This window comes from Patescibacteria group bacterium (assembly GCA_024238995.1).
Classification (GTDB): Bacteria; Patescibacteriota; Minisyncoccia; order Minisyncoccales; family JANBVM01; genus JANBVL01.
This window is the reverse complement of sequence record JANBVL010000002.1, coordinates 63,663-80,803: the sequence shown is the minus strand read 5'-3', so window position 1 is coordinate 80,803 and position 17,141 is coordinate 63,663. Positions and strand designations below refer to the sequence as shown.

At 33.0% G+C, this 17,141-nt stretch carries 21 protein-coding genes; 19 read left to right on the top strand and 2 right to left on the bottom strand.

Annotated features, from left to right (window positions below; genetic code table 11):
• Positions 1 to 24: 24 nt before the first annotated feature.
• The 10 genes from KJI70_01300 (at position 25) to KJI70_01255 (ending at position 7,504) form a co-directional block, all read left to right on the top strand.
• Positions 25 to 1,143: a sulfite exporter TauE/SafE family protein gene (locus KJI70_01300; protein ID MCP6718169.1), complete on the top strand. Its 1,119-nt coding sequence runs from the start codon at positions 25 to 27 to the stop codon at positions 1,141 to 1,143.
• Between the two features lie 33 nt (positions 1,144 to 1,176).
• Positions 1,177 to 1,317: a hypothetical protein gene (locus KJI70_01295; protein MCP6718168.1), complete on the top strand. Its 141-nt coding sequence runs from the start codon at positions 1,177 to 1,179 to the stop codon at positions 1,315 to 1,317.
• 14 nt (positions 1,318 to 1,331) lie between these two features.
• Positions 1,332 to 1,787 (top strand): hypothetical protein, encoded by a 456-nt coding sequence (locus KJI70_01290; protein MCP6718167.1) that lies wholly within the window; start codon positions 1,332 to 1,334, stop codon positions 1,785 to 1,787.
• Complete coding sequence (locus KJI70_01285; GenBank protein MCP6718166.1) at positions 1,784 to 2,002, top strand: hypothetical protein; 219 nt, start codon at positions 1,784 to 1,786, stop codon at positions 2,000 to 2,002. Before KJI70_01290 ends, KJI70_01285 begins: the two co-directional genes overlap by 4 nt.
• A gap of 38 nt (positions 2,003 to 2,040) precedes the next feature.
• Positions 2,041 to 2,328 carry a hypothetical protein gene (locus KJI70_01280; protein MCP6718165.1) on the top strand — a complete coding sequence of 96 codons (288 nt, stop codon included), beginning with the start codon at positions 2,041 to 2,043 and terminating at the stop codon, positions 2,326 to 2,328.
• Between the two features lie 59 nt (positions 2,329 to 2,387).
• Positions 2,388 to 2,642 (top strand): thioredoxin family protein, encoded by a 255-nt coding sequence (locus KJI70_01275; GenBank protein ID MCP6718164.1) that lies wholly within the window; start codon positions 2,388 to 2,390, stop codon positions 2,640 to 2,642.
• Positions 2,643 to 2,646: 4 nt separating this feature from the next.
• Positions 2,647 to 2,820: a hypothetical protein gene (locus KJI70_01270; GenBank protein MCP6718163.1), complete on the top strand. Its 174-nt coding sequence runs from the start codon at positions 2,647 to 2,649 to the stop codon at positions 2,818 to 2,820.
• A gap of 14 nt (positions 2,821 to 2,834) precedes the next feature.
• Positions 2,835 to 3,866, top strand: a complete 1,032-nt coding sequence (locus KJI70_01265; GenBank protein ID MCP6718162.1) for an NAD(P)/FAD-dependent oxidoreductase — start codon at positions 2,835 to 2,837, stop codon at positions 3,864 to 3,866.
• Positions 3,867 to 3,969: 103 nt separating this feature from the next.
• On the top strand, positions 3,970 to 4,914 hold the full coding sequence (locus tag KJI70_01260) for a hypothetical protein (protein ID MCP6718161.1): 945 nt from the start codon (positions 3,970 to 3,972) through the stop codon (positions 4,912 to 4,914).
• A gap of 22 nt (positions 4,915 to 4,936) precedes the next feature.
• Complete coding sequence (locus KJI70_01255) at positions 4,937 to 7,504, top strand: copper-translocating P-type ATPase (GenBank protein MCP6718160.1); 2,568 nt, start codon at positions 4,937 to 4,939, stop codon at positions 7,502 to 7,504.
• A gap of 31 nt (positions 7,505 to 7,535) precedes the next feature.
• On the opposite strand, the gene KJI70_01250 is transcribed toward KJI70_01255, so the two are convergent.
• A complete protein-coding gene (locus KJI70_01250; protein ID MCP6718159.1) occupies positions 7,536 to 8,471 on the bottom strand; it encodes a manganese-dependent inorganic pyrophosphatase in 936 nt (311 codons plus the stop codon).
• 78 nt (positions 8,472 to 8,549) lie between these two features.
• Here KJI70_01250 and KJI70_01245 point away from each other — a divergent pair, with 78 nt between their 5' ends.
• From KJI70_01245 to KJI70_01230, 4 genes are all read left to right on the top strand, one after another.
• Entirely contained in the window at positions 8,550 to 9,104 is a 555-nt protein-coding gene (locus tag KJI70_01245; GenBank protein MCP6718158.1) for an HDIG domain-containing protein, read from the top strand.
• Between the two features lie 193 nt (positions 9,105 to 9,297).
• On the top strand, positions 9,298 to 9,459 hold the full coding sequence (locus tag KJI70_01240; GenBank protein MCP6718157.1) for a DUF5679 domain-containing protein: 162 nt from the start codon (positions 9,298 to 9,300) through the stop codon (positions 9,457 to 9,459).
• Between the two features lie 199 nt (positions 9,460 to 9,658).
• Positions 9,659 to 10,504: an MBL fold metallo-hydrolase gene (locus KJI70_01235; protein MCP6718156.1), complete on the top strand. Its 846-nt coding sequence runs from the start codon at positions 9,659 to 9,661 to the stop codon at positions 10,502 to 10,504.
• Between the two features lie 4 nt (positions 10,505 to 10,508).
• Positions 10,509 to 11,567, top strand: coding sequence for a nucleoside monophosphate kinase (locus tag KJI70_01230; protein ID MCP6718155.1), 1,059 nt, complete (start codon positions 10,509 to 10,511; stop codon positions 11,565 to 11,567).
• A 219-nt stretch (positions 11,568 to 11,786) separates the two neighbouring features.
• Here the strand turns inward: KJI70_01230 and KJI70_01225 are convergent, their stop codons facing one another.
• The gene (locus KJI70_01225; GenBank protein ID MCP6718154.1) at positions 11,787 to 12,011 is read right to left on the bottom strand and encodes a hypothetical protein; all 225 of its coding nucleotides are present in this window, start codon (positions 12,009 to 12,011) and stop codon (positions 11,787 to 11,789) included.
• Positions 12,012 to 12,077: 66 nt separating this feature from the next.
• Between KJI70_01225 and KJI70_01220 the strand changes: the two genes are divergently transcribed.
• The 5 genes from KJI70_01220 (at position 12,078) to tuf (ending at position 17,090) form a co-directional block, all read left to right on the top strand.
• A complete protein-coding gene (locus tag KJI70_01220; GenBank protein MCP6718153.1) occupies positions 12,078 to 12,701 on the top strand; it encodes a site-2 protease family protein in 624 nt (207 codons plus the stop codon).
• Positions 12,702 to 12,805: 104 nt separating this feature from the next.
• A complete protein-coding gene (rpsL, locus tag KJI70_01215) occupies positions 12,806 to 13,219 on the top strand; it encodes a 30S ribosomal protein S12 (protein MCP6718152.1) in 414 nt (137 codons plus the stop codon).
• A gap of 3 nt (positions 13,220 to 13,222) precedes the next feature.
• Complete coding sequence (gene rpsG / locus KJI70_01210; GenBank protein MCP6718151.1) at positions 13,223 to 13,696, top strand: 30S ribosomal protein S7; 474 nt, start codon at positions 13,223 to 13,225, stop codon at positions 13,694 to 13,696.
• 1 nt (position 13,697) lies between these two features.
• Complete coding sequence (gene fusA, locus KJI70_01205; protein ID MCP6718150.1) at positions 13,698 to 15,803, top strand: elongation factor G; 2,106 nt, start codon at positions 13,698 to 13,700, stop codon at positions 15,801 to 15,803.
• Positions 15,804 to 15,890: 87 nt separating this feature from the next.
• Positions 15,891 to 17,090, top strand: coding sequence for an elongation factor Tu (tuf, locus tag KJI70_01200; GenBank protein MCP6718149.1), 1,200 nt, complete (start codon positions 15,891 to 15,893; stop codon positions 17,088 to 17,090).
• Positions 17,091 to 17,141 lie beyond the last annotated feature (51 nt).

The window sequence follows — 17,141 nt, the reverse complement described above, 5'->3', positions numbered from 1 at the left end:
AGCTCAAAGTAAATTCATCAAATTATGAATGAATTAAGGCCAATACAAAAGAAATTAAGAATATATCTTGCTACAGTATTTTTCATACTAGTCACTATATTTTTAGTTGGTATATTTTGGCTTAGTTCTACACCCACTCAAACTGTTGGCCTAACACTGTCTTTTGCTGCCGGGTTATCAATGATAGTTTTGCCCTGCACCTTTCCACTGGTTTTTGTTATTGTGCCCATGGCAATGGGTAAAAACCCTAAAAAGGGATTGATAATGGCCATTCTTTTTGGTTTAGGACTAATCATTACCTTAAGTATTTATGGAATAGTTGTAGCTTGGGCTGGTAAGATTTTTGGTTTAGCCAGCATCAGCAAATGGATGTTTTTGGTGGCGGGAATGGCTGCATTACTGTTTGGTCTTTCAGAACTTGAATTAATAAAGTTGAAACTTCCTTCTTACGGTGGAACCACTCCTCGTTTCATTCAGGAACAAGGAGATTATCTAAAAAGCTTTTTTATGGGTTTATTCTTAGGAAATGCTGGCGTTGCCTGTCCCAACCCTGCGACCTATGTGATTTTAACCTATATTGCTGGTTCAGGTTCTATAGTTCACGGAGCAGTTCTTCAGGCAGTTAATGGTCTTGGAAGATTTTTACCGCTCTTGGCAATTACTATTTTAGCAATTGTTGGAGTAAATGCTTCAATGTGGTTGATGAAAAAGAAAAAAGCAATTCAAAAAGTTACTGCTTGGAGTTTAATTGTGGTTGGAGCTTTTATTGTGGTTTGGGGTCTTTATGGGCATTTTTGGTTTTTAAATACTCCAATCCATGAAGGATGGACAATGTGGTTTGGAAAAACAATAGGGGCTGGGACTGCTGAATATCAATGTTGCATTAATCCTATTTGCAGTCAGTGTCTTAAGGGTTGGATTTGGGGTCCTGGAGTTTGTAAGTGTCGAGTAATGTTGGCGCAAGGAAATTTAAATAATGTATGTCCTGAATGTAGGGCAGGACTTGCTGAAGGGAAAAGCGTTTTTGACATCGCTGAAAGAACTCAAGGGCCTGCTTTTGCTTTGCTGGGAGGTCTAATTTTAGGACCAGTTGTTTGGTATTTTCTAAATACGAAATTAAAGAAACCAAAGGTCGAAAATTAAAATTCATTAAATGATTTTTAACCATAAAAAATTATGAGTCATTGTTGCGGATCAAGCTCAAAAAAATCCAAAAATTATAACAAAGAGACTTCTGAAAACACTCCTAAAAATATTTTTGTTTGGGGAGTAGTTATTGTTGTAATCGTAGGATTTTTCACTTTATTAATGCAATAATATCGCTTAGAAATATGATAAAAACAAATTTAATTTTAGGATTAGTTTTAGTATTGATTGCCGGGGTATTCTTTGGTTATTTTATTAAACCATCAGTTCCATCAGAGGATTATTTAGCAATAATAAAAAATAAAAGCATCTCTGAACAAAGACAAGATTGGATGTCTATTGCTGATAACATTCGTAGTAATTTAGCAATGAAAGGAAAGTATAATTGCTGTTTAGTAAGTCCTTGTTGGTACTGTATTCAAAAGACGCCTGGACATGGTGAAGGAGCAGAGTGTAGTTGCAGACAGGATATTTTAGCAGGACGTCATCCCTGTGGTGAATGTATTGGTGAAATTTTAGAAGGTCATGGTTTGGTTGAATTAAAATCCTATTACGCCAAAGCCATTGCTCATAAAGTCGGAACAGAACACGAAGCTCACTTGCAAGAAATAATTAATGACATGTATTCTGAAACTCAATGAACTTTATAAATTGGTTTAATATTGGTTTAACATTGGATGTTTTAGGTAAAATATTACTAGGTATCACTGTGCTTACAGTCCATCAGCATGTTCTAAAAGAACATAGAATAGATGCTGATGTATTGCTTTCAATGAAACGAGAACAATTCTTAGGGTCTTTGGGGATTTTATTGATTATAGTCGGCTATGTTTTACAGCTGTTATTTCACGTCTAAAGGTCAGAAAAAAATATTAAATAATAAACAACAAATCTATGAATAACGAAAAACATTATTGTCATATCAGTGCAAAAGGCTTGGCTCTTGCTGGAGCTGTTATCTGGGGCGTATATCTTTTTCTATTAGCGCTTTTGGCTGGTTGGGGTATGAAATTTATGTGGGTAAGCAAAGAATTAGTCGGACTTTTGAATACAGTTTATCCTGGCTATGTAGTTGGTTTGGGCGGAGCGGTCCTTGGTTTATTCTATGGATTAATTTGCGGAGCAGTTTGTGGCGGTCTTATTGCTTGGTTTCATAATAAATTCTGCGGATCAAAAAATTAAAACCTTGTTTTTAGCGGGAAACTGAATATTTTATATTTAATTAAGGTTAAAAGAAAAATATGACACATAAAATTCAATTCTTAACAATGGTTGGTTGTCATAACTGTGCTGCAGCCAAAAAGATTTTTGACGAAATAATACCAGACTTTCCTAATGTTGAGGTGGAAGAAATCGATATAGCAAGCGCTAGGGGCCAAGAAATAGTTCAAAAGCATGGAATAATGTCATCTCCTGGTATTATTATTGATGGAGAACTATTTTCAACCGGTGGACTAGATAAAGAAAAGCTTATTAAAAAATTAAAAGGAGAATAAAAATATGTTTGATTTTTTCAAGAAAAAATGTCCTGTCTGCAAAATGCAATTAAAAGAAGGGGAGTATTATCCTAAAGGATTTAACAAAAAATTCTGCTCCGAAGATTGCCGAGAAGAATATCGGAAGAAATTGGTAAAAGAGCAATCAAAATCAGGAGGAGGAGGGCGTTGTCATTAATTCAACATTAATAAATGAAATACGATGCTATCATTGCTGGAGCTAGTTTTGCTGGTTTAGCTGTAGCTAAAGAATTAAAAGGCAATATCTTGCTTATTGATAGGAAAGCAGAAATTGGGGGTGAACAAAAGTCAACCTGCTGTACTTTTTATCATATTTTGGAGAAATTAGACTGCAAGAAAGCAATACTTCAGATTACTGATACAGTGATTTTACACATTGGTTCAAAAGATATTACTTATTGTTTAAAACATCCCTTTGCTACTTTTGATTATAAAAAACTCTGTCAGATCCTATATGAAAAAAGCAATGTCCAATTTCTTCAAGCTAAAGTTTATGGTGTAGAAGATGGTACTATTGTAATGACAGAAAAAGGTAATTTTCAATCAGAATGTATTGTTGATGCTACGGGTTGGCAGGCAGTTTTAGCAAATTCCATTAAAAAAGACTTTATTCCCTGCGAGAGGAAAAGCTTTGGTTTAGAGACCACGCCTCTTTATAAGAACAAAGCTATTGAAATCTGGGTTAATCCAAAAATGATGCCAAAAGGAGTTGCTTGGATTTTTCCTTGCAATGAATTTTCAAGGTTTGGTGTTGGAAGTTATATCGGCGAGACAAATATTAAGGAGGAATTAGATGCTTTTCTTAAAAAGTTTGATTTGAAAATAACCAAAGACTTACATGGTGGTTTTTTTCCAAACAAATTTCGAGAACCAACAATTGAAAATATATTCATAGTTGGGGATGCGGCTGGGCAGTGCATGGCTTTAAGCGGAGAAGGAATTAGGCAGTCATTTTATTTCGGTGAAAAGTGTGGAAAGATTATTCAAAAGATTATAGACAAAGAAGAGACTTTAGAGGAAGGCTTAAAAGAGTACAGAGAATTCGTGATGCGCCGCAGAAAATATTATACTTTTCTTTCAGGATTACAAAAAATGTTTGTTGCCGCTCCTAATTTTTGGATGGCTTGTTTTACTAAATTTATCAATCCAAAACCAATTTTTAAATATATAGAGAAAAAATATGTAAATTTAGCTAATTTATAATAACAAATCAACTTATAATATTAATAAATATAGTAGTAAGCACTTATTTTTAATGATCCCTTGCTGCAAGAGAGAATGAGATTTAATTTCTTCAAACTAAATTATGACTTCAAACTTAACAAATAAAAAATTTATCATTATAGGAACAACAGCCAGCTTGGCTTTGTTAGCTTTTTATTTTGCTGTCCTTTCGTTAGCTAATTCTTTTTCCCATGCTGTCTCGCAGTTTAGCCAGATGTGGTATTGGATTTTGCTTTTAGTGGCTGGCTTTGGTCTGCAAGCAGGACTTTATTTCTTTATTAAAGAGAGAATTCGTTCAAAACAAGTCAAAAGCTCAACAGTGGCTATAACTGCCTCAGGCGGTATTTCTACTGGCTCGATGATTGCTTGTTGTTTACATCATCTGGCTGATATTTTACCTTTAATGGGGTTAACAGCTGCAGCTGTTTTTCTGGTTCAATATCAATTGCTGTTTATAATTATTGGGATTCTTTCAAATTTTATTGGTATTATTATAATGTTAGAAGTTATCCAGAAGAATGATTTAGCTGGAGAGTTGTTCAAAAAAATATTAATTTTTGATATGGGTGAATTGAAAAAGAAAGCCATTGGATTATCTTTCGTCTTATTTTTAATAACCTTTTTAATGATAAATAATCAATCAGGCAATTTAAAAGCAGATATTTCTAGCACAATACAGAGTGAAGAATCTCAATTAGAAATAATTCCCTTATCAAATCAAACAAATAATCAGAACGAAGTTTCTTTTAGCGTGACTCCTTTAGATTTTAATTTTGATAATCCTGTTAGCTTTGAAGTAGAGATTAATACTCATTCCGTTTCTTTAGAGTTTGATATGACTGAAATTTCAATACTTGAAGATGATAAGGGTAATAAATTCCAGCCCTTAAAGTGGGAAGGTTCGCCGTCAGGAGGACATCATCGTTCAGGAATTCTTTTCTTTCCTGCTCTAGATAGTCAAACAAAAGAAATAAAGCTTACTATAGAAGATTTTTCAAAAAGAATATTTAGTTGGAAATTAAAATAAAAAAAGGTTTAAAATATTTATTATGAAAAAAGAAATTTTTAAAATTAAAGGAATGCATTGCGCTTCTTGCGCCAGAACGATTGAACGGGCAGTTTTAAAATTGCTCGGCGTAAGTTCGGCTCAGATTAATTTTGCAGCTGAAACTTTGCTAGTTGAGTTTAACGAACACAAGGTTGGTGTTTTAGATTTGGAAAAAGCGGTTAAAGAAGTAGGTTATCGTTTACTGATTTCTGAAAAGAGAATGGACAAGCTTTCTCCTGCCAAGGATATGGAGGGTAAGGAATTTTTAGCTTTAAGAGTTATTGGCATGGATTCGCCTCACTGCGCCATGATTGTTGAAAAAGCAATAAAAACTTTGCCTGGCATTGAGAAAATTGATGTTGATTTTAATAATAGTCGAGCTAAGGTGGTTTTTGATTCAAAGAAAGTAACTAACGAACAGATTGAAAAAGTGATTGATGACGTAGGATATGAAGCAGTTAGGGAAACTTCAGAAACCCGAGATGTTTTAGAAAAAGAAAAACAAGAAAGAGAAAAAGAACTTTCTTTACTTAAAAAAAAGTTCTTAGTGGGAGGATTTTTGTCTTTTATTATTTTTTTTGGAAGCTTTCCTGAATGGCTTTCGTTTTTGCCAAAAATTTTAGTAGAAAGTTTATCAAATTATTGGCTGCTTTTGATTTTAGCCATACCGGTTCAATTCTGGGTTGGCTCAAGATTTTATGCTGGATTAAAACTTCTTTTCAAATACAGAACAGCTGATATGAATACTCTAATTGCTATTGGCACTTTAGCTGCTTTTAGTTATAGCGCAGCTGTTACTGTTTTTCCTCAATTTTTTGAAATAGGAGGGATTGTCCCTAAGGTTTATTTTGATACAGCAGCCATTATTATTACCTTGATTTTATTCGGAAGATATTTGGAGCTTTTAGCAAAAGGCAGGGCTTCAGAAGCCATTAAAAAATTAATGAAGCTGTCTCCGAAAATCGCCCGAGTTGAAAGAGATGGCGAAGTTAAAGAAATTCCTATTGAAGAGGTTAAGATTGGTGAGATCATTATTATTAGGCCAGGAGAAAAGATTCCAGTTGACGGAGAGATTATTGATGGTTTTTCTGGAGTTGATGAGTCAATGGTTACTGGTGAAAGCATGCCCGTTTCTAAGAAAGCAGGTGATAGAGTTATTGGAGCAACAATTAATCAAACAGGCTCTTTTAAATTTAAAGCAATAAAAATAGGCGAAGAGACAATGTTGGCTCAGATTATTAAAATGGTTGAACAGGCTCAAGGATCAAAAGCCCCTATTCAACGTTTGGCTGATGTAATTTCAAGTTATTTTGTGCCAGTCATAATTTTCATTGCTATTTTGACCTTTACTGTCTGGATGATTTGGGGGCCTGATCCAGCCTTTACTTTTGCTTTAGTTAATTTTGTAGCAGTTTTAATTATTGCTTGCCCTTGCGCTTTAGGTTTGGCTACACCAATGGCAATGATGGTTGGAATGGGTAAGTCTGCTGAAAAAGGTATTTTAGTAAGAGATGCAGCATCTTTAGAAATTGCTCATAAAATTGATACTATTGTTTTAGATAAAACTGGAACTTTAACTCAAGGAAGGCCAGTTGTTACAGATATTGTAGAGCTTCAGGCTTTGGAAAATAAAGTTTTAAAAATAGCTGCCAGCATTGAACAAAGATCAGAGCATGTTTTAGGGCGAGCAATAATTCAAAAAGCCGCTAGTTTGGGCCAGAGATCAAGTCATTCTTTAGATACAGCTATACAACAAGAGGCGATTTCTGGGAACCTCGACTTATTTGCAGTTTCTGATTTTCAAGCAGTTCCTGGCAAGGGGATAAAAGGGAATCTTGAAATTGAGAATAAAAAAGTTAGCGTAGCTTTAGGCAATCGAGAATTAATGAAATTTTTGCAGATAAATATTTCAAACACAGAACAAACAATGGAAAAATTAGAAAGCGAAGGAAAAACAGTGATGATTTTAGCCCGAAAAGCTCAACAGCAATGGGAAGCTGTTGGCTTGATTGCTGTTGCTGATATTTTAAAAAAGGAATCAAAGAAAACCATAGAAATCCTGAAAAAGTCAGGTCTTGAAATATGGATGATTACTGGTGACAACCAGAAAACTGCAAGAGCTATTGCCAGACAAGTTGGCATAGAAAATATAATGGCTCAAGTGCTGCCTCAAAATAAAGTGGCTAAAATTCAAGAACTTCAAAAACAAGGGAAAAAAGTAGCTATGGTGGGTGATGGCATTAATGATGCTCCAGCTTTAGCTCAATCTGATTTGGGAATTGCTATGGGTGAAGGAACAGATGTGGCAATGGAATCAGCTAATATTACTTTAATGAGAGGAGATTTAATGTTAATACCTGAAATAATAAGGTTTTCTCGCCGAATAATGAAAATTGTTAAGCAAAATCTTTTTTGGGCATTTTTTTACAACAGCAGCCTTGTGCCAGTAGCAGCTGGAGTTTTATATCCTTTTTTTGGAATCCTGCTTAATCCTATTTTTGCTGCTGCTGCCATGGCTTTTTCCTCTATTTCAGTAATTCTTAATTCTTTGCGACTAAAAAGTGGGTAATTAAACTTAACAGGTTTATTCCTTATTACCATTAATTCCCTGAAAATAGCTTTGCTAAAGGAGGAATTATTTGTTTTTTCCGAGACATTACACCTTCAAGATATAAGGTATTATTCTCAGGTTTTTTATTAAAAGCTTTTTCAATATAATTTTCTTTTTCCCAGAATAAAAGTAATGAATCCTGTTTAATAATGTTTGTTGCAAGCAGCATTATCAGATCATAATTTTCTTTTTGTGCTAATTCTTTTAATTTTTCAAGAAGTTCTTGCTTTTTTTCATTGACTTCATCTAATTCGGTCACTTCAACCTGGCCTCCTCCTATTTTAATTTTTCCAAATTCATATATTTTAAAATCAGATGATATGATTTGCTCAGTCGTTAATCCTTTTAAACTTGCCTTTGATTTTTTCATTTTAATTCCAAAATCTTGGATATTTTTAATTCCAGCAATTCCAGCTAATTTCTCTGCAATTTCTTTATCTTCATCTGTTGAAGTTGGGGATTTAAATATTACAGTGTCAGAAAGCACTCCTGAAAGCAGCAAGCCAGCTGTTTTTTTATCTAAATTAACCTCTTTATCATTAAAGTATTTTTTAGCGATTATTGTTGAAGTAGAGCCAATTGGTTCATTGTGAAAATAAATTGGGTTTGTAGATTTAAAATCAATTTTATGATGGTCAATCACTTCTATAACTTTAGCTTTATCTATATTGTCAGGGCTTTGGATTTTTTCATTATGGTCAAGAAGAATTATCTTTTTCCCAATTACATCAGTTAAAAGTTCTGGAGCGTTAACCTCAAAATAATCTAAAACATATTTTGTTTCAGGATTAATATCGCCAGTTCTAACTGCAACAGTATTTCTGCCTTTTTGTTTTAAATAATTAGAATAAGCAACAGACGCGCAAATACTATCAGTGTCTGGTTGTTTATGTCCAGTGATATATATTGTTTTGTTTTCTTCCATATATATTAATTATATTGCTATATATGTCATATTAAATAAATTTGTTATAATATTCAAATCATTTAACCCACTATAACTATGACAAGAGACCAGGCACTAAGTTTATTAAAAGAGAATTTAAAAAACAATAATCTAATCAAACATTGTTTAGCAGTAGAAGCTGTTATGAGAAGTTTAGCTCAAAAATTCAATGAAGATGCTGAAGAATGGGGGATTTGTGGATTGGTGCACGACATTGATTATGAGAAAACTGCTGGCAATGAAAAGATTCATTCAAAGCAAGGAGCTGACATGTTAAAAGAACTAGGCTTTGATAAAGAGATCTATAATGCTGTTTTAACCCATAATGAATTCCATGGCATTAAACCAGAAAGCTTAATGGCTAAAGCTTTATTCTGTGTTGATCCCTTGACGGGTTTAGTTGTTGCTGCCACTTTAGTTTTGCCTTCAAAAAAGATTAATGACTTGGAGGCAGAGAGTATTTTGAAGCGCTTTAAGGAAAAAGCTTTTGCTAAAGGAGCTAACAGAGAAATTATTAAAAAATGTGGAGAATATCTTAATTTAAGTTTAGAAGAGTTTGTAGCTATTACTTTAAGCTCAATGCAAAAAATATCAGACGATTTGGGTCTATAGTATGGAAGAAGAGAAAAATTAAAGAAATTTATAAACAGAAATAGGAATTAAAGGGGCTTGACTATAATTTACGCTTAATTTAAGGTAAAATAAGGTTGTGGATAAGTTCATTTTATGAATAGTTAACTAAAGGTCGTTTTAAAGCTCATATCCAGAGCTTAATAGGGACTTAATCTAATTTAAATATATTTCTATGGCAACAGAAGCATACTGCGTTAAATGTAAAAAAAAGCAAGACATGCTGAATGAGAAAGAAGTTGAAATGAAAGGAAAAGGAGGCGCTAAAAGAAGAGCTATGACTGGCACCTGTCCAGAATGCGGCACTAAAATGTTTAGAATTTTGGGCAAAGCCTAAATTTGCACTCAAAACTTTTTAGAAGTTTTAAGAAGCACCAATCATTAATGGTTGGTGCTTTCTTGTACATTTTTCTTTTGCTTGATTTTTAGATAGAATAAAAAAATACAGTTAATTTTTAAAAATATGAATCATATTATTTCAAAGGAACTAGAACAAGAAATGGAGAAATTAAGCTATCTCATGAATTTTTATTAACTTGGCAAACAAGAAAAAAACAATTTTAATTGTTTTATTGTTCTTCAATATTTTTACTTGGTTAATTATCTACAATTATGATAGGCCTCAGTTGCTCGAGGTTATTTTTTTTGACATTGGGCAAGGTGATGCAGTATTTATTGAAACGCCCCTAAATTATCAAATATTAATTGATGGCGGTCCAAGTAGTGCGATTTTGAATAAGCTGGGAAAAGAAATAGACTTCTGGGACAGGACAATTGATTTAATAATATTAACGCATCCAGAACATGACCACATTGCAGGTTTGATTGAGGTTTTGAAAAGATATAATGTAGAAAATATTTTATGGACAGGCGTTTTAAGAGATACTGGAGAATATGATGAATGGACAAGATTAATTGAGGATTCAAATGTAGAAATTGCGCAGTTAGGCCAGAAAATCATTGCGCCAAATATTTTTTTTGAAATACTTTATCCTTTCGAAAATTTAGAAGGTCAGATTGTTAAAAATACTAATAATAGTTCAATTGTCAGTCGTTTAGTATTCAATGACACTTGTTTTATTTTCACAGGTGATATTTATAGCTCAGTAGAAAGAAAGATTATAGACAAACAATTAGATTTAGATTGTGAGGTTTTAAAAATCGGTCATCATGGAAGCAAAACTTCAACTTCAAAAGAATTATTGGAAAATGTTACTCCTCAAATTGCTGTAATATCAGCTGGAAAAGATAATAGTTATGGTCATCCACATGATAAAGTTTTGGAGATTTTGACTGATTATGATATAAAAGTTTTAAGAACAGATCAGCTGGGTGATATTAAAATCATTTCAGATGGAGATAATGTTACAATAACAGATTAAAATTATGCAGTTTCCAATTTTTAAAACTAAAATCAAAGGAATAGATAAAAAATTCAATTTAATAGATCCAAAAGAACAAAATGAGTATTTTCAAGCTAAAGCAGGAGAAGAAATTAAAAAATTGAAAGAATTTTTAAAAGAAAATACTTTCATTGCATATTTTTTAGGTAAAAAAAACTCAGGTAAAGGAACATATTCAAAAATGTTTGCCCGTCTCGTTGGTCCTGAACTAATACATCATTTTTCTGTAGGGGACATGGTTAGAGAAATTGACAAAGAGCTTTCCAGTGAAGATTCTAAAAAAGAACTGGTTTCTTTTCTAGAAACAAACTACAGAGGGCCGAAAGATTTAAAAGAAATCATTGCTTCCCTAGAGAGCAGAAGCACAAAAACATTACTGCCAACAGAACTTATCTTAATTTTAATAAAAAGAGAAATACAAAAGATTGGTAAAAAAACATTGTTTCTTGATGGATTTCCCAGGGATTTAAATCAAATAGACTTCTCTTTATTTTTTAGAGACTTAATTGGCTACAGAGATGACAGAGATGTTTTTATTTTAATTGATGTTCCTAAAAATGTAATTGATGAAAGAATAAAACATAGAAGAGTTTGCCCTGTTTGTAAAACTTCAAGAAATATTAGGCTTTTGCCAACTTCAAAGATTGGTTATGAAAACAATGAGTTTTATTTAATGTGTGATAATCCGGATTGCAAAGATGTAAAAATGGTTTCAAAAGAAGGAGATGAATTTGGAATTGAACCAATTAAAGATAGATTACAAAAAGATGATGAGTTAATTAAAAGAGCGCTTTCTCTTTATGGAATTTCAAAAGTTTTGATAAAAAATTCAGTGCCAGTCAATGTTGCCAAAGAATATATTGATGATTATGAAGTTACTCCTGAATATGTATATGAATGGGATGAAAGCAAACAAAAAGTAAATATTAAAGAAAAGCCATGGATTATTAAAGATGATAAAGGTGTTGATTCTTATAGTCTGTTAGCTCAACCGCCAACAGTTTCTTTAATCAAGCAACTTGTTAAAATTTTTAATTTATAAAAATTGACAGGGATTTTTAGATAAAGGTAAAATAGATAGTGCCCTAGTTTTTCTAACGAAATCTGAGAATACATTTTTATAGGGAGTCTGATATGATGCATACTCTGTGGAGTATGCCTAAGGATTCCCACCTGGAATTTTCTTCAGAAATTTCTTATGAAAAACAGGGCACTAAAAAACCACGTCAAACGTGGTTTTTTAGTGAAAAGCACTATATAATTAGCGCTCTTTTTTAGACAAGCTTTTGATACATTTTGTACAGGCTTTTATCCTTTTACCACCAAAGCCCTTAAAGTTCTTTTGTTTTGTTCCAACAGGAACATTAACCCATTGGATATTTGGGTATTTTCTTTTTTTGCTTGTTGGATTATATTTTCCACGAAGCTTTACCAGCTTCTGAATCATTCTTGATTTTTTGTTGCATATTTGACATTCTTTTGCCATGATTAAATAATTCTATAAGTTTTTTAAAATCTTTTCAAGTTATAGTATAATTTGTAGAATAAAGATATGAATCCAATTATTTTAATATTTACATTAATAGTGCTTCTGTTTTCAATTATAATTCATGAAATTGCTCATGGCAGCGTTGCTTATTATCTGGGAGATCCAACAGCAAAGTATGCTGGAAGATTAACTTTAAATCCTTTAAAGCACTTAGATCCGTTTGGCTCTGTTCTTTTGCCTTTAATGTTGTTTTTAATAACCGCTGGGAAAGGTCCAATTTTCGGATGGGCAAAACCAGTGCCAATTAATCCATATAACTTCCGTGACCAGAAATGGGGGACTTTAAAGGTTTCTATTGCAGGTCCTTTAAGTAATTTTCTTGTTGGAATAATTTTTAGTTTGATTATTAGATTTATCCCTTTATCATTAATACTGTTTATTTTATTTAGTATTATTGCTTTTTATAATTTTGTTTTGGGATTGTTTAATTTAATTCCTATTTCACCACTTGATGGCTATCATATTTTGTCTTCTCTGTTGCCAGATAAGCTCTCAGGATTTAAAATGTTTTTAAGACAATACAGCTTAGCTTTTCTTCTGCTATTTATATTCTTTGGAATAGGATGGATTTTTAGAGGAGCAGAAATTTTTTATACATTAATTTCAGGTCAGTTATTAATTTTTTAAAGCGCTTACATTAAACGAATAAATAAATTAAGGCATTGACTTTAATCATTTTCCTTGTTAAATTTATTCCATAAAAGTGCCAGAGCACTTAATTGTTTTTAATTATGCCAACAATTAATCAATTAGTTAAAAAACCAAGAAAAAAACCAAAAAAGCGAAAGAAAGCTTCTGTTTTTAAATTTAGTTTTAATGCTTTAAAAAACAGACCAATAAAATATCCTTCTCCGTTTAAAAGAGGGGTGTGCTTAAAAGTTTTTACAATGACTCCTAAAAAACCTCATTCAGGACTAAAAAAGGTTGCAAGAGTAAGACTGACTAATGGTCAGGAAGTAACAGCATATATTCCTGGAGAGGGTCATAACCTGCAGGAGCATTCTGTTGTAATGATAAGAGGCGGGAGAATTAAGGATTTGCCAGGAGTAAGTTATAAAGTAGTAAGAGGTGTTTTAGATGCAGGAGGAGTTGAGGGCAGAAAACAGATAAGATCAAAATATGGAACAAAAAGACCAAAAAAATAAACTATGGCTAGAAGAAGAAAAAAAATAAAGAAAAGAGAAATTCAGCCTGATCTTGTATATAACAGTGAAGAGATTTCCAAATTCATTAATTACATAATGAGAAAAGGTAAAAAAAGTATTGCTAGAAAAATTGTTTATAGTGCTTTTGATATTATTAAGGAGAAAACAAAAAAAGAACCATTAGAGATTTTTAATCAAGCGATTAAAAACACAAGTCCAATACTGGAAGTAAGACCAAGAAGAGTTGGTGGAGCAACATATCAAATTCCAGTAGAAGTAAAAGGAGAAAGAAAGTTTACTCTAGCAATGAGGTGGATAATAAAGGCAGCTAAAACAAAAAAAGGTAGGCCAATGAGGGAAAAGCTGGCTGAAGAATTAATGAGTGCTGCTAATAATACTGGCTGGGCAGTAAAGAAAAAAGAAGATACTTATAAGATGGCAGAAGCTAATCGTGCCTTCGCTCATTTTTCTTATTAATATGGCTAGAAAATATCCTTTAGAAAAACTTAGGAATATTGGGATAATCGCTCATATTGATGCTGGTAAAACAACAACTACTGAGCGTGTTTTGTTTTACACTGGTATTACTCATAAGATTGGAGACATTGATGAAGGTACAACTACTACTGACTGGATGGATCAGGAAAGAGAAAGGGGTATTACAATCACCTCAGCCGCTATTACTTGTTTTTGGACACCTCAAGATTTGGCTCAAAAAGGGGAAAAGGAATATAAGATCAATATTATTGATACCCCAGGACACATTGATTTCACAGCTGAAGTTCAAAGATCTTTAAGGGTATTAGATGGCGGAGTAGTTGTTTTTGATGGAGTGGCTGGTGTAGAACCTCAATCAGAAACTGTTTGGCGCCAAGCTGACAAGTTTAATGTTCCAAGAATATGTCTTATCAATAAAATGGACAGAATGGGCGCTGATTTTTACAAAGGATTAGAATCTATTTGGGAAAAACTAAATCCAAATGCCGTTGCAGTACAGCTTCCAATTGGAGCAGAGGAACATTTTAAAGGCGTGATTGATTTATTTACAATGAAAGCTATTAGATTTGAAGGAGATTCAGGAGAAATTGTAAAACAAGAAGATATTCCTGCTGATTTAACAGAGAAAGCCAAAGAGTGGAGAGAAAAAATGATTGAAAAGATTGCAGGAGAAGATGAAGCGCTTTTAGAAAAATATTTAGCTCAGCAAGAAATTTCAAATGATGAGTTAAGAGCAGCTTTAAGAAAAGCAACTATTGTCAATAAGCTGTATCCAGTGTTTTGCGGTTCATCTTTGAAAAACAAAGGAGTCCAGCCAGTTTTAGATGCAGTAATTTATTATTTGCCAAGTCCTATTGATCTTCCTCCTGTTGAAGGAACTGATCCTGATACAAATAAAGTGATCAAAAGAAGAACAGATGACAACGATCCATTTGCCTGTTTGGCTTTTAAAATTGCTACTGATCCTTATGTTGGTTCTTTAACTTTTTTCAGAGTATATTCAGGAACACTTAAAAAAGGTTCTTATGTTTTAAATACTGCTACTGGTGAAAAAGAAAGAATCAGTAGAATTTTAAGAATGCACGCTGATTCCCGCGAAGATATTGATGAGATTTATGCAGGTGATATTGCTGCTACTGTCGGCCTTAAAAATACTTCTACTGGTAATACATTGTGTGATGAAGACAATCCAATTGTTTTAGAAGAAATTATTTTTCCAGAACCAGTTATTTCTATTAGGGTTGAGCCTAAAAATAAAGTAGATGAAGAAAAAATGGGTGTTGCTTTAAAAAGACTGTCTCGAGAAGATCCAACTTTCACAATGAAAATAGATAACGAGACTAATGAAACTATTATTTCTGGCATGGGCGAGCTTCATTTAGAAATCATCGTTGATAGAATGAAAAGAGAATTTAGTGTTGAAGCAAATGTTGGAAGACCTCAGGTTGCATATAAAGAAACAATTAAAGCTACTTCTAAAGCTGAATCTAAATATGTTAAGCAGTCAGGTGGAAGAGGCCAATATGGTCATGTTGTACTTGAGATAGAGCCAAGAGAAAAAGGCAAAGGATTTGAATTCTTTGATAAGATTAAAGGAGGATCAATACCAAAAGAATTTATTCCAGCAGTTGAAAAAGGAGTAAAAGAAGCTATGGAAAAAGGAATAGTTGCAGGTTATCCTATGATTGATATTGGTGTAACTCTTCAAGATGGTTCTTTCCATGAAGTTGATTCTTCTGAATTCGCCTTTAAAATCGCTGGTTCCATGGCTTTTCAAGATGCAGCTAAAAAAGGAAATCCAGTACTGTTAGAACCAATAATGAAACTAGAAGTAGTTATTCCTGAGAACTTTTTTGGTGATGTAATAGGAGATTTATCAGCGAGGAGAGGTAAAATAAAAGAAACTAAAGATAGGCTTAATTTAAAGATAATTGACGCTAATGTGCCTTTAGCTGAGATGTTTGGTTATGCTACAACTATAAGAAGCTTGACTGAGGGCAGGGGAACATTTACAATGGAGTTTGATAGTTATCAAGAAGTGCCTAAAAACGTGGTTGAACAGATTGTTGAAGGAAAGAAGAAATAGTGGTTTTTGGCGTTGGAAGGTATTGATATTTTTTCAAAATCTTGATATATATAAATAATTAATAACAATATATAATAAACAATTAATATGGCAGAAAAAGAAAAATTTGTAAGATCAAAACCCCATGTCAATATCGGTACTATTGGCCATGTTGCGCATGGAAAAACAACCACCACTGCTGCAATTTTACACGTTTCAAGATTGAAAGGTTTAAATGCAACAAATTTTGGTGTAGATGAATTAAATGCTGCTCCAGAAGAAAGAGCCAGGGGTTTAACAATCTCAGTTTCTCACGTTGAATTTGAGAGCGATAAACGCCACTACGCTTTAATTGATTGTCCAGGACACGCCGACTATATTAAAAACATGATTACTGGAGCTGCCCAAATGGATGGAGGAATTTTAGTAGTCTCAGCCGTTGACGGCCCAATGCCTCAAACAAGAGAACACATCCTTCTATCAAGACAGGTTGGCTTGCCATCTTTGGTTGTGTTTATTAATAAATGCGACCAGGTTGATGATCCAGAAATTATTGAGTTGGTTGAATCAGAATTAAGGGAACTTCTTAAAAAATATAAGTTTCCCGGAGATGAAATACCAATTATCAAGGGTTCATCTTTAAAAGCCTTAGATGCTAAATCAGTTGATGATGAAGCTATTAAACCAATACTGGAACTGATTAAAGTTGTTGATGAGTATATTAAAGAACCAGTAAGAGAAACAGATAAACCATTTTTAATGGCAATTGAAGATGTATTTACTATTGAAGGGAGAGGAACTGTAGCAACAGGAAGAATTGAAAGAGGAATTATCAAACCCAATGAAGAAGTGGCTCTGATTGGAATAAGGCCAACTGTTAAAACAACTGCTGTTTCTATTGAGATGTTTAGCAAGATCTTAGATGAAGGAAGAGCAGGGGACAATGTTGGAGTGCTTCTTAGAGGTATTAAAAAAGAAGATACTGAGAGAGGTCAGGTATTAGCTAAGCCAGACAGCATTACACCTCATTCTGAATTTGACGGTCAGGTTTATGTTTTAAATAAAGAAGAAGGGGGAAGACATACGCCATTTTTCACTGGTTACAAGCCTCAATTCTATTTTAGAACTACTGATATTACTGGTGATGTTGCTTTGCCTGAAGGAACTGAAATGGTAATGCCTGGCGACACTGTTACTCTGAAAATTAAGTTAATTGCTCCTATTGCTATGGAAGATGGTCAACGTTTCGCTATCAGAGAAGGAGGCAAGACTGTTGCATCAGGAGTTGTTACAAAAATATTGAAATAAATAAATGAAATTAAATTGCCAAGTTAACTTGGTAATTTAATTTATAGAGGT

Coding starts and splice junctions, on each gene's coding strand:
- KJI70_01220 (MCP6718153.1), top strand. CDS start 12,078: ATGAATCCAATTATTTTAATATTTACATTAATAGTGCTTCTGTTTTCA.
- KJI70_01230 (MCP6718155.1), top strand. CDS start 10,509: ATGCAGTTTCCAATTTTTAAAACTAAAATCAAAGGAATAGATAAAAAA.
- KJI70_01290 (MCP6718167.1), top strand. CDS start 1,332: ATGATAAAAACAAATTTAATTTTAGGATTAGTTTTAGTATTGATTGCC.
- KJI70_01225 (MCP6718154.1), bottom strand. CDS start 12,011: ATGGCAAAAGAATGTCAAATATGCAACAAAAAATCAAGAATGATTCAG.
- KJI70_01240 (MCP6718157.1), top strand. CDS start 9,298: ATGGCAACAGAAGCATACTGCGTTAAATGTAAAAAAAAGCAAGACATG.
- KJI70_01300 (MCP6718169.1), top strand. CDS start 25: ATGAATGAATTAAGGCCAATACAAAAGAAATTAAGAATATATCTTGCT.
- KJI70_01255 (MCP6718160.1), top strand. CDS start 4,937: ATGAAAAAAGAAATTTTTAAAATTAAAGGAATGCATTGCGCTTCTTGC.
- rpsG (MCP6718151.1), top strand. CDS start 13,223: ATGGCTAGAAGAAGAAAAAAAATAAAGAAAAGAGAAATTCAGCCTGAT.
- fusA (MCP6718150.1), top strand. CDS start 13,698: ATGGCTAGAAAATATCCTTTAGAAAAACTTAGGAATATTGGGATAATC.
- KJI70_01270 (MCP6718163.1), top strand. CDS start 2,647: ATGTTTGATTTTTTCAAGAAAAAATGTCCTGTCTGCAAAATGCAATTA.
- KJI70_01285 (MCP6718166.1), top strand. CDS start 1,784: ATGAACTTTATAAATTGGTTTAATATTGGTTTAACATTGGATGTTTTA.
- KJI70_01295 (MCP6718168.1), top strand. CDS start 1,177: ATGAGTCATTGTTGCGGATCAAGCTCAAAAAAATCCAAAAATTATAAC.
- rpsL (MCP6718152.1), top strand. CDS start 12,806: ATGCCAACAATTAATCAATTAGTTAAAAAACCAAGAAAAAAACCAAAA.
- KJI70_01280 (MCP6718165.1), top strand. CDS start 2,041: ATGAATAACGAAAAACATTATTGTCATATCAGTGCAAAAGGCTTGGCT.
- tuf (MCP6718149.1), top strand. CDS start 15,891: ATGGCAGAAAAAGAAAAATTTGTAAGATCAAAACCCCATGTCAATATC.
- KJI70_01245 (MCP6718158.1), top strand. CDS start 8,550: ATGACAAGAGACCAGGCACTAAGTTTATTAAAAGAGAATTTAAAAAAC.
- KJI70_01260 (MCP6718161.1), top strand. CDS start 3,970: ATGACTTCAAACTTAACAAATAAAAAATTTATCATTATAGGAACAACA.
- KJI70_01265 (MCP6718162.1), top strand. CDS start 2,835: ATGAAATACGATGCTATCATTGCTGGAGCTAGTTTTGCTGGTTTAGCT.
- KJI70_01275 (MCP6718164.1), top strand. CDS start 2,388: ATGACACATAAAATTCAATTCTTAACAATGGTTGGTTGTCATAACTGT.
- KJI70_01250 (MCP6718159.1), bottom strand. CDS start 8,471: ATGGAAGAAAACAAAACAATATATATCACTGGACATAAACAACCAGAC.